The sequence below is a fragment of the Kitasatospora sp. NPDC058965 genome (assembly GCF_042741245.1).
Lineage (GTDB): Bacteria > Actinomycetota > Actinomycetes > Streptomycetales > Streptomycetaceae > Kitasatospora.
The window spans coordinates 1-11556 of sequence record NZ_JBHYKG010000276.1 but is presented as its reverse complement, the minus strand read 5'-3'; the positions used below and the strand labels follow the sequence as shown (position 1 = coordinate 11556).

The 11556-nt window shown below is 73.3% G+C and carries 9 protein-coding genes and 1 pseudogene; 3 read left to right on the top strand and 7 right to left on the bottom strand.

The window, feature by feature from the left end:
• Positions 1–96: 96 nt before the first annotated feature.
• From ACFW1A_RS31870 to ACFW1A_RS31855, 4 genes are all read right to left on the bottom strand, one after another.
• The gene (locus ACFW1A_RS31870; RefSeq protein ID WP_380415003.1) at positions 97–822 is read right to left on the bottom strand and encodes a hypothetical protein; all 726 of its coding nucleotides are present in this window, start codon (positions 820–822) and stop codon (positions 97–99) included.
• Between the two features lie 157 nt (positions 823–979).
• Positions 980–1315, bottom strand: a complete 336-nt coding sequence (locus tag ACFW1A_RS31865) for a hypothetical protein (protein ID WP_380415001.1) — start codon at positions 1313–1315, stop codon at positions 980–982.
• A 112-nt stretch (positions 1316–1427) separates the two neighbouring features.
• Positions 1428–2807, bottom strand: coding sequence for a CHAD domain-containing protein (locus tag ACFW1A_RS31860; protein ID WP_380414999.1), 1380 nt, complete (start codon positions 2805–2807; stop codon positions 1428–1430).
• 50 nt (positions 2808–2857) lie between these two features.
• Complete coding sequence (locus tag ACFW1A_RS31855; protein WP_380414997.1) at positions 2858–4060, bottom strand: ROK family protein; 1203 nt, start codon at positions 4058–4060, stop codon at positions 2858–2860.
• 222 nt (positions 4061–4282) lie between these two features.
• Between ACFW1A_RS31855 and ACFW1A_RS31850 the strand changes: the two genes are divergently transcribed.
• The gene (locus ACFW1A_RS31850; RefSeq protein ID WP_380414995.1) at positions 4283–6154 is read left to right on the top strand and encodes a ricin-type beta-trefoil lectin domain protein; all 1872 of its coding nucleotides are present in this window, start codon (positions 4283–4285) and stop codon (positions 6152–6154) included.
• A 68-nt stretch (positions 6155–6222) separates the two neighbouring features.
• Here the strand turns inward: ACFW1A_RS31850 and ACFW1A_RS31845 are convergent, their stop codons facing one another.
• Positions 6223–7074, bottom strand: coding sequence for a lysozyme (locus ACFW1A_RS31845; protein ID WP_380414993.1), 852 nt, complete (start codon positions 7072–7074; stop codon positions 6223–6225).
• Between the two features lie 326 nt (positions 7075–7400).
• Positions 7401–7853 (bottom strand): MarR family winged helix-turn-helix transcriptional regulator, encoded by a 453-nt coding sequence (locus ACFW1A_RS31840; RefSeq protein ID WP_380414991.1) that lies wholly within the window; start codon positions 7851–7853, stop codon positions 7401–7403.
• 89 nt (positions 7854–7942) lie between these two features.
• On the opposite strand from ACFW1A_RS31840, the gene argG reads away from it, so the two are divergent.
• Together argG and ribA are read left to right on the top strand one after the other, a co-directional pair.
• Positions 7943–9388 carry an argininosuccinate synthase gene (gene argG / locus ACFW1A_RS31835; protein ID WP_380414989.1) on the top strand — a complete coding sequence of 482 codons (1446 nt, stop codon included), beginning with the start codon at positions 7943–7945 and terminating at the stop codon, positions 9386–9388.
• A 158-nt stretch (positions 9389–9546) separates the two neighbouring features.
• On the top strand, positions 9547–10191 hold the full coding sequence (ribA, locus tag ACFW1A_RS31830; protein ID WP_380414986.1) for a GTP cyclohydrolase II: 645 nt from the start codon (positions 9547–9549) through the stop codon (positions 10189–10191).
• Positions 10192–10225: 34 nt separating this feature from the next.
• Here the strand turns inward: ribA and ACFW1A_RS31825 are convergent.
• Positions 10226–11556, bottom strand: a pseudogene (locus ACFW1A_RS31825) (hypothetical protein); the annotation flags it as partial.

Sequence of the window (11556 nt, the reverse complement as noted above, 5' to 3'; positions counted from 1 at the left end):
CCGTGGACCCGGCCCGGCTGGCCGACCCCCAGGTGCCGCTCGCCGAGGTCTGACGGGGCGGCGGGGTGCCGGGGCGGCCCGGCACCCCGCCGGGGCTCAGTTGGCGTCGTCGTCCGGGTCGGCGGCGGCCGGGGCACTGGCCGCGCCGGCCCCCAGGCCCAGCTTGGCCTCGGCGGTGGTCCAGTCGGTCGCGATCGCCTGCTGGGCGGCCGCCAGGGTGGTCTGGCCCTTGCAGATCGCGGTGTGCAGGTGCGTCTCGACCGAGTCCTTGGGGTTGTTCGGCCCCTTGCCGGGCACGTGGTTCGGGGACGGCGGCTCGACCCAGAGGTTGCGCGGGTCGTTCGGGTCACCGCCGAGCTGCAGGCTGATCAGGTGGTCGTACTCGGCGTCGCCCATCGGGCCGGTGTAGCCGTACGACTTGGCGTTCTCCGCCTTCTCCTTGCCGGTCACGTTCACCGGCGGCCGGATGCCCGAGGTGTAGCCGCCGGTCTTGCAGATGGTGTCCTTGAGGTTGGCCTGGGTGACCGCCGGGCTGGTGGCGCCGGGGGTGCAGGCCAGGTCCGGCAGCGGCTGCTTGTCGGCGGTGTACCGGTAGTGGCAGCTGCCCGGCGCGGGCTGGGTGGCGGCGTTGTAGCTGTTCTGCGGCCCGGCGCCGACCGGGATCTGGTGCGCCCCCTGCCCCGCTCCGGCGCTGTTGCCCGCCGCGGGCGGTGCCTGGTCGGCCCCCTTGTTCGATCCGCTGTGGCTCGGCCCGCAGGCGGTCAGCCCGCTCCACAGGACGACTATCGCGGCCGCGGCCGCCAGACGGCGACTGGTGGACATCACCAGGTGGTCCCTTCACTCGTGCTGACGGCCCGGCAACTGCCGGGCCGTCCGAGCGGGATTCTCCCAGTCCGTCCACCGATCGGCCGAACGCCCCACCGGGCGCGCCGCCCGATCGGGTGACCGCACCGCCGTTCCGCTGCGCGAACGCCCCTGGTCAGCCGGTCTGCCAGGTCACGCTCGGCGGGTTGGTGCTCTGCAGCGGGTCGCTGTTGCGGCAGTAGGCGTTGGAGGTGCTGTTGGCGGCGACCAGCGGGCCGTCCACCGTGTACGGCACACCGTTGCCGACGCAGGTGATGACCACCTGGAACAGGTAGCCGTTCCAGTTGCCGTCGGCGCTCGGGCAGGAGATCGTGCCGCTGTCCCAGGTCCAGTACCGCTGGCACACGGGCATCGCCGCGGCCGGCGCCGCCGTCGCGAGCTGGGTGATCCCCGCGCCGGACACGGCCAGGGCGGCGGCCGCCAGACCCACCAGTTTGCTGCGGATGGCCATCGTCGACTCCCGTCATGAGCTGAGGTGAATCAGATGGCCAACACCATGCCACTGTGGCTGACACCAGGTCAACGGATCGGGCCGGTCCGCTCCCACCCCGTCAACTCCACGGTCAGAGTCGCCAGTTCGCCCGCCGGCGGGCCGTGCGCCAGGCCGGACCGGCAGCGGCCAGGGCTGCCGCGCCCGCCGACTCCTCCCGGGCGAACAGCCGCCCCAGGCCGAAGGTGTCCTGGCCGGCCGCCCTGGCGCGGTCGGTCAGGTGCAGCACCAACCGGCGGGCCACCACCGCGTCCTGGTAGTCGCCGAGCGCCTCCTGCACCGGGCGCAGCTGCCGGGCCGCCCGGTCCGCCCCCGCCAGCTCCGCCAGGTAGCGGGCCCGTTTGGCCGCCTTCCGGGCCGCGTGCAGCGCCTCGTCCCGCTCCGCCCCGGCCGGCATCGCCAGCGCGGTCAGCAGCCGCTGTCCGGTGCGCCGCCGCTCGGCGCGCAGCAGCCGAGCCAGCTCACGGCGCCCGCGCCGGGCCCGGCCGCGCAGCGGCGGCCGGTCGGCCAGCCGCTCCACCGCCTCCAGCAGCGCGAAGTACCGCTCGCTGTCCAGCAGTTCGCGGACCATCGCGTACGCCTCGGCGTACCGGTCGTCGAACCAGTCGTGCACCGCGGGCTCGACCGAGAGCCGCTCCCCCATCGTCTCGGCGTCCCGGGCCGTCCCCAGCACCCCGCCCAGCCAGTGCAGCTCCGCCGCCACCGGGGCCGTCTCGGCCTCCCGCAGCCAGCGCCGGCAGCCGGTCAGCGCGCTGCGCAACCGCCGCGCGCAGACCCGCATCCGGTGCACCGAGTCCGCCTCCTCGCGGCGCACCGCGCCGTCCAGCGCGAACAGTTCGGCGCTCCGGTCCCGCAGGTACCGGGTCAGCGCCGCGCCCGCGCTGCGCGGGTGCGCCACCGCGTGCCCGGTCCGCGCGGCCGGCACCTCGGTCAGCCCCTGCGCGCGCAGCCGCTGGTCCAGCGCGGTCAGCAGCCGGGGCCGCCCGGCGGCCAGCCGCACCTCGGTGCGCGACCAGCCGGCGATCCGCCCGGGTCCGGTGAGGCTCTCGGCCTGCGTGGTGCCCCGGTCCAGCTCGGCCAGCGTGTTCCCGTCCCGGTCCAGCAGCAGCGAGCGCTCGGTCCTGGTGGCCAGCCGCAGCACCGGCTGCAGCGGCCGGCCGCCCACGTACGCCCGCACCCGCTGCACCAGCTCCGCCGGCGGCTCGGCGCCCGCCGTGCCCGCCGCGTGCTCGACGCCCCCGGGCACGGTCAGCGTCCAGCCGCCGTCGACCCCCTGCTCCAGTGCGCCGCCGTGGGCGAGCAGCCGCAGGTCCCGGGTGTCCCAGCGGACCCGGACCGTCTCGCTGCTCCCGCCGCCCGCGACCCGGTCCACCCGCGCCAGTCCGCGCGGCCGCACGGGCTCGCTGGGCAGGCCCTGGTACGTCCGCGCCCGGGAAGCCCGCACGATCGCCATGCCTCCCAGCTTCCCGCCTGCGGCGGTCGGACGCATCCGCCCGGCTGCGGTCAGCCCACCCCGCCGGAGGCCAGGAACCGCTCCACCGGCAGCGTCGCCGCACCCCTGGCCACCGCGTCCGGGCCCAGCTCGCCCAGCACGATCCGGGCCTTGTCGAACGGGTGGCGCAGCGCGTGCCGGCCGGCCGCCCCGCGGATCGCCGGCAGGATCTGCACGCCGAGCAGCCGCCCGGCCCAGCCGCCGAGCACGATCAGCTCCGGGTTGACCAGGTTGATCAGGTTGCCGAGCCCGATGCCCAGGTACTCGCCCGCCTCGGCCAGCAGCTTCGCCGCCGGGCCGTCCTCCGCGGCCGCCGCCGCGAGCAGCGCGGCCAGCGCCTCCTCCTCGCCCAGCTCCGCCGCGACCCCGCCGAGCTCGCGATACCGCTCGACCAGCGCGGTGGCCCCGACGTACGCCTCCAGGCAGCCCAGCGCGCCGCACCGGCAGCGCCGCCCGCCCGCCTGCACGGTGGTGTGCCCCCACTCGCCCGCACTGCCGCCGACGCCCCGGTACGGTGCGCCGTCCAGCACCAGCGAGGCGCCGATGCCCGAGCCGAGCAGGGCGATCACGGCGGTCCGCGCGCCGCGCCCGGCGCCGAACCAGAGCTCGGCCTGGCCCATCGTGGTGGCGCCGTTGTCGATCAGCACCGGCAGGTCGGTCAGCTCGCCGATCAGCTCGGCCAGCGGCACCCCGCGCCAGCCGGTGGTCTGGCCGTGCACCAGGGTCCGGCCGGCCGGGTCCGCCCCGTGCTCGACCACGCCCGGCACGCCGACCCCGATGCCGAGCACCGGCGCGGCGGCCTGCGCCAGCACCGTGCGCAGCCCCTGGTCCAGGGCGGCCAGCGCGACCTCGGGATCGTGCCGCCCCTCCGTCAGCACCGTCTCCACCCGGGCCCGTTCGTTCAGGTCGAGGTCGTACAGCTCGACCCGGACCCGGGTCTCGCCGATCTCCACCCCGATCACCTGACGGGCGCCCGGGTCGACCTTGAGCAGCACCTTGGGCCGCCCGCCCTCCGAACCCAGCGTGCCGGCCTCGACCAGCAGTCCGTCCTCGATCAGCTCGCCGGTCACGGTGCTGACCGCGCCGGGGCTGAGCCGGGTGGACTGGATCAAGTCCTGGCGGGCCAGGGGCCCGTGGAACCAGAGCCGGCGCAACAGCACGGCGCGGTTGCCGCGTCGCAGGTCGCGGACGGTCTGCGGCGGCTGCGCGGCCATCGGGCGCCGCCTCCTTCCGGGTCGTGGGCGCGGCGCCTGATCGGCCGCCCCCGTGCGGTCCGGCAAGTCTGCCGGACCGGCGGGCCTGCGCGCACCCTTGACGCCGAGCTTGCGGTCTCAGTTTAATCACGACGCAAAGAAAGCCGGAGTCCCCCAGGTGCCCCTCCTCCGGCCGCTCCCTGCCTCAACTCCCGTTCCCACACGAGAAGGCAGCACTCCACCATGCATTCCACCACCCCCACCCGGAGCCGGGCCCTCGCCCTGCTCGGCGCGGCCGCGCTCGCCCTCGGCGGGCTGCTCGGCCTGCCCGGCCACGCCACCGCGGCCGGCGGCCAGGTCAACGTCTGGCTGACCACCACCACCGACTCCGGCGGCCGTGCCGTCAGCCGCGGCCTGCAGCAGCAGGCCCCGGTCACGCTGACCGCCGGCAGCGGCACCGGCGACCAGACCATCACCGTGAACGAGTCCACCCGGTACCAGCAGTTCACCGGCGCCGGCGCCTCCTTCACCGACACCGCGGCCTGGCTGATGAACAGCTCCGGCGCGCTCAGCAGCAGCACCCGCGACACCGTGATGCGCAACCTGTTCGACCCGGTCAACGGGATCGGGCTGGACTTCCTGCGCAACCCGATGGGCGCCTCGGACCTGGCCCGGTACAACTACACCTTCGACGACCAGCCGGCCGGCCAGACCGACCCGTCGCTGGCCAACTTCTCCGTCGCGCACGACCTGGCCGACGTGCTCCCGCTGACCAAGCAGGCGCAGTCGCTCAACCCCAACCTCAAGGTCATGGCCACCCCGTGGACCGCGCCGGCCTGGATGAAGGACAGCGGGGCGGTCAGCCAGGGCTGGCTGCAGTCCCAGTACTACGGCGCCTACGCCCAGTACTTCGTCAAGTACCTGCAGGCCTACCAGGCCAACGGCGTGCACGTGGACTACGTGACCGCGCAGAACGAACCGACCTGCTGCGCCGGCTACCCCTCGATGCAGTGGAACGGCTCGGGCCTGCACTACTTCATCGGCACCGACCTGCTGCCCGCCCTGCACGCGGCCGGCCTCAGCACCAAGGTGCTGGCCCTGGACTGGAACTGGGACCAGTACGCCGGCTACGCCCAGCCGACCGTGGACGACGCCGCGATCCGCACCGACCCGCTGTTCGGCGGCATGGCCTGGCACGGCTACGGCGGCGACGTCTCCGAGCAGACCACGGTGCACAACCAGTACCCGACCCTGGACGCCTTCGACACCGAGCACTCCGGCGGCACCTGGATCGCCGACCAGCAGCGCGAGGACATGCTCAACATCATCGACTACACCCGCAACTGGGGTAAGTCGGTGGTCAAGTGGTCGCTCGCGGTGGACCAGAACATGGGCCCGCACAACGGCGGCTGCGGCACCTGCACCGGCCTGGTCACCGTGCACAACGGCGACTCGCGCAGCGGCCAGGTGGACTACACCGTGGAGTACTACGACCTGGGCCAGCTGACCAAGTTCGTCAAGCCCGGGGCCTACCGGATCGACTCCACCGCCAGCACCGCGGTGCCGAACGTCGCCTGGCTCAACCCGGACGGCTCCAAGGCGCTGGTGGCCTACAACGACAGCGGCAGCTCGCAGCACGTGGTGGTCAACTGGGGCGGCCAGTCCTTCGGCTACCAGCTCCCCGCGCACACCTCGGCCACCTTCACCTGGACCGGCACCCCGAGCTCCTCGCCCACCGGCGCGATCGGCGGCTACGGCGGCAAGTGCGTGGACGTGGCCGGCGCCAACTCCGCCAACGGCACCGCCGTCCAGCTCTACGACTGCAACGGCACCGGCGCCCAGCAGTGGACCGTCCAGGGCGACGGCACGCTGCGGGCGCTCGGCAAGTGCCTGGACCTCACCTCCGGCGGCACCGCCAACGGCACCCAGGCCCAGCTGTACGACTGCAACGGCACCGGCGCCCAACAGTGGACCGCCACCGCCTCGCACCAGTTGGTGAACCCGCAGTCCGGGCGCTGCCTGGACGCCACCGGGCCGAGCTCCGCCAACGGCACCCGGCTGCAGATCTGGGACTGCTCCGGTGGGGCCAACCAGGTCTGGAACCTGCCGACCTGATGCATCGTCAGTGAACGGGAGCCCGGTTCCCCGGTGGGGGAACCGGGCTCCTCGCCGGAGCCGGTGGCTCAGCCGGCCAGCGCCTGCAGCCGGTCCAGTGCGCCGTTGAAGTAGTCCTGGTCACCGGGGAAGGTGCCGGAGTCGGCGTACTGCCAGAAGGTCTGGTAGGACCAGCCGTTCGGCAGCGTGCCGGGCGAGCTGCTGTAACGGGCGATCCAGAGCGGGTTGTTGGCGCCGAAGCCGGCGTTGTTGCCGGTGCAGGTGGTCCACCAGTCGGTGGTGGTGTAGATGGTCGGGTAGCGGCCCGTCAGGCTGTGCACCGTGCTGCTGAAGCTCGCGATCCAGCTGACCATCGCGCTCTGGCTCAGGCCGTAGCAGGTCGCGCCGTACGGGTTGTACTCGATGTCCAGCGCGGGCGGCAGGGTCTTGCCGTCGGCCGACCAGCCGCCGCCGTGGCTCACGAAGTAGTTCGCCTGGGTGGCACCGCTGGAGGCGTTGGGCAGCGCGAAGTGGTACGCGCCGCGGATCATGCCGGAGTTGTAGGAGCCGTTGTACTGCTGGGCGAAGTACGGGTTGGTGTAGCCGGTGCCCTCGGTGGCCTTGACGTAGGCGAAGGCGCCGCCGTTGGCCCGGGCCGTGGACCAGTTGACGTTGCCCTGGTAGCTGGACACGTCGAGGCCGCGGGTCTGGGTGACCATCGGCTGGAGGCCGCCCGCGGCGCCGCGGCCCTCGTGCGCCACCACGGTGGAGCCGGCGAAGTCCCGCTCCGGGTGGCTGGGCCGGAAGCCCTGGCCGGCCGCGTCGGCCTGGGCCGGCAGGGCGGTGCCGACGGCGAGCAGCAGGGCCGACAGGGCGGTGGCGGCGAGCGCCGCGGGGCGGACCGTGCGGGCAGTTCGGGCGGTGCTGGCAGGAACGGGCATGGTTGCTCCTTGTGGCCTGGAGAGGGGGGAGTACCACATGCGAGAAACGCGAGTGCCGAGCACGCGTACCAATGATTGGCATGACCGCGCTCGGCGAGCGTAGCCGCCGACTGCCCTGCGCCGCTAGAGAACTGAGGCCCGCTCAGGAGAAAAACGTCCACCAGGACCCGCGTAGACCCGCCCGCGCCACCGCGCGTTCACCCCTCGGCCGAGCCCCGGATCACCCCCGACCGGTCCCCCTCGGCGCGGACACCGCACCCTTCCGGCCGGCCGCCGCTCCCCCTCGGCGCGGACACCGCACCCTTCCGGCCGGCCGCCACTCCCCCTCAGCGCAGCCGTCGGGCCACCTCGCCGAGCGCCTCGGCCACCACCGCGAGCTGCTCGCGGTCCAGCACGTCGATCAGCGCCCCGCGCACCGCCGCCACGTGCCCGGGGGCCGCCGAGCGCAGCGCGGCCGCCCCGTCCTCCGTCAGGTAGGCGAAGACTCCCCGCACGTCACTGGCGCAGGACCGCCGGCCCACCAGGCCCGCCTTCTCCAACTGTGCCACCTGGTAGGTCAGTCCGCTCTTGGAGGTGATCAGCCGCTCGGCCAGCTCGGTCATCCGCATCGAATGGCCCGGCGCGGCCGACAGGTGCACCAGCACCTCGTACTGGGTGTGCGAGAGCCCGGCCTCGTCCTTCAGCTGCTGTTCCAGCCGACGCGCCACCAGATTGCTGGCCGCGAGGAACGCTCGCCAGGCCGCCATCTCCTGCTCGTCCAGCCACCGGGTTTCTGCCATGCTCACCAGCCTAGCGTGGTAGTTCAAATTCGAAGCCAGCACAGACGGAGCCCGTTGCATGGAAATGCGAACTGATGCATAATCTTCCCATGTCCAAGGTCCTCACCTCCCTCCCGGCCGGCGAGCGCGTCGGCATCGCCTTCTCCGGCGGTCTCGACACCTCGGTCGCGGTCGCCTGGATGCGCGACAAGGGTGCCATCCCGTGCACCTACACCGCCAACATCGGCCAGTACGACGAGCCGGACATCGACTCCGTCCCCGGCCGCGCGAAGGCCTACGGGGCCGAGGTCGCGCGCCTGGTGGACTGCCGCGCGGCGCTCGTCGAGGAGGGCCTGGCCGCGCTCACCTGCGGCGCGTTCCACATCCGCTCGGGCGGCCGGTCCTACTTCAACACCACCCCGCTCGGCCGCGCCGTCACCGGCACCCTGCTGGTGCGCGCGATGCTGGAGGACAACGTCCAGATCTGGGGCGACGGCTCGACCTTCAAGGGCAACGACATCGAGCGGTTCTACCGCTACGGCCTGCTGGCCAACCCGCACCTGCGGATCTACAAGCCCTGGCTGGACGCCGACTTCGTCACCGAGCTGGGCGGCCGCAAGGAGATGTCCGAGTGGCTGGTCGCGCACGACCTGCCCTACCGGGACAGCACCGAGAAGGCCTACTCCACCGACGCCAACATCTGGGGCGCCACCCACGAGGCCAAGACCCTGGAGCACCTGGACACCGGCGTCGAGACCGTCGAGCCCATCATGGGCGTGCGGTTCTGGGACCCGTCGGTGGAGATCGCCACCGAGGACGTGACCATCGGCTTCGAGCAGGGCCGCCCGGTGACGATCAACGGCAAGGCCTTCGGCAGTGCGGTCGAACTGGTGATGGAGGCCAACGCGATCGGCGGCCGGCACGGCCTGGGCATGTCCGACCAGATCGAGAACCGGATCATCGAGGCCAAGAGCCGCGGCATCTACGAGGCCCCGGGCATGGCCCTGCTGCACGCCGCCTACGAGCGCCTGGTCAACGCGATCCACAACGAGGACACCGTCGCCCAGTACCACAACGAGGGCCGCCGCCTCGGCCGCCTGATGTACGAGGGCCGCTGGCTGGACCCGCAGGCCCTGATGGTCCGTGAGTCGCTGCAGCGCTGGGTGGGCACCGCGATCACCGGCGAGGTGACGCTGCGGCTGCGCCGCGGCGAGGACTACTCGATCCTCGACACCACCGGCCCGAACTTCAGCTACCACCCGGACAAGCTCTCCATGGAGCGCACCGAGGACGCCGCCTTCGGCCCGGTGGACCGGATCGGCCAGCTGACCATGCGCAACCTGGACATCGCCGACTCGCGGGCCAAGCTGGAGCAGTACGCCGACCTCGGCCTGCTCGGCACCGGCACCCCGGCGGTCGGCGCCGCCCAGGCGGCCGCCACCGGCCTGATCGGCAACCTGCCGCAGGGCGGCGCCCGGGCCATCGCCGCGGGCAGCGGCTCCACCGGCGAGGAGGCGGTGCTGGACCGCGCCGCCATGGAGTCCGGGACCGACTGACCCCGTCCCCGCAAGCCCCCGGCCGACCCGGCGTTCGACTGACGCCGGGTCGGCCGTTTTGTTGTTCCAATTCGAATCAGAGTGTACGGTCGAGATCGACATCTTGATTCAAATTGGAACTACCTGGTCGGACCCACCTGACGAGCGGAGCGCCCCCGATGACTGTGACTGTGATCCCCGAGGCGACGGTCCGTACCCGCGTCCGCGTCCCGCTGCGGTTCGGCGACGGCTACAGCGTGGACTCCGAGCTGGTCACCTTCCACGACCTCGCCGACGGCCAGGAGCACCTCGCGGTGGCCCTCGGCGATCCGGACGGCGCACCGGTCCCGCTGGTCCGGCTCCACTCCGAGTGCCTGACCGGCGACGTCTTCGGCTCCGCCCGCTGCGACTGCGGCCCGCAGCTGCGCGAGGCCGTCGAGCGGATCGCCGAGCACGGCGGCTACCTGCTCTACCTGCGCCAGGAGGGCCGCGGCATCGGCCTCTACAACAAGCTCGACGCCTACGCACTGCAGGACCGGGGCTACGACACCTACGCGGCCAACGCCGCCCTGGGCCTGCCCGAGGACGGCCGCGACTACACCGCCGCCGCCCAGATGCTCACCGCCCTCGGCGCCACTTCGGTCGACCTGCTCTCCAACAACCCGGACAAGGCCGGCCAGCTCCGCGACCTCGGCATCGACGTCCGCGACCGCGTCCCCACCGGCGTCCACACCACCCCCCACAACCTCACCTACCTGCGCACCAAGGTCCGCGGCACCGCCAACCTCCTCGCCCACGACCTCCTCGCCGGCCGGATCGCCTGACCGCTGCGGCGGGCCGGGCGCGCGGGGCCGCCGGTCAGACCTGGACCGGCCGCACCCGGGACGGCGGTGAGCAGCGCGGGGTGGTCGCGCAGACCGTCATCGGCTGCCAGGCGCCGTGCTGGAACACCTGCACGCTCCACAGCACTGGGTAGGACATCCCGCAGATCGTGCAGCGCCGGCCGTGCGCGGGGGCGGCGGGCTGCGCGTACGGGTTGTACGGGGGCGGGGCGGTCGGTGGCAGCGGCGGCGGCACGGCACCGGGGTACGGCTGCAGCGGCACGGCGGCCGGGTACGGCTGCGGCTGCGGCGGCACCGGGACAGGCGGCCGGTACGGGGCGGGCGCGGGACTGAAGCCGGGCACCGCGGCCGGCGCGGGCGGCACCACAGAGGTCGGCGGTGTCGGCGGCAACGGGGGCGTGTCGTGCCAGATCCGCTCGCCCTGGACGGCCGTGCGGAAGTCGTGCTTGCACTTGGCGCAGCTGAGCAGGACCGCCTCGGCCCGCTGGTCCCCGCACGAGGGGCAGAAGGTGACGGGCCGTTCGTCCGCCTCGGTGCTCTCGCAGCGCGAGCAGATGAAGTCCGGTTCCAGCTTGGCCTGGCGGAACACGGTGCTGAAGACCTGGAACGGGTTGGGGTCGCCGTGCCCGCCGGCCACGCCGGACACGCCCAGCACCGACACCAGCATCTTCAGGTTCCGGTTCTTCGTCCGCAGCCGCTTCAGGTCGAGGTTGACGACCTTCTGGTGCTTGCAGTCCCGGCAGGTGCAGAGCGTGCGCACCGGCAGCCGTGAGCGGATCGCCGCCTGCTGGTGCAGGAACTGGAAGGTGAGCCGGTGCTCGTCGGGGATCGCGACGGTCTGGACCCCGTACCCGCCCTGCGGCAGCCCGGTCTCGATCAGCACGGCCAGCTCCAGCGTCTTCGCCCGCAGGGCCTCCGGGAGCGACGGCGCCCCACCGGCGGGCGGCGTCTCCGACCCGATCAGCGCGGGGATCGCCAGCAGTGCGACGACGGCCGGCATCTCCAGCACCGCGGTGCCCGCGTCGGAGACGAACTGGACGTGGCTGATGGAGGCCCACCCCGACGGGCCGCCGCTCCTCGGCTCGCCCGAGAGCCGGCCGGAGAACATCGAGACGGCGCCGGTGACCAGGCGCTGGCCGACGGCGTGGCCGCGCTCCGCGACGTCCGAACTGCGCTTGCTCGACCAGATCTGCGGCGCGGGGAAGTCGACCGGCGCCGGGGCGAGGTCGGCGAGCGTCCGGTCCAGGGCCGCGAGGGTGGACAGGAAGGCCTGGTGGAAGGGCTCCAGCACCCCGACCACCGTGCTGGAGACGGCCCGGTCCGCGAAGTGCACCCGGACCAGGGACT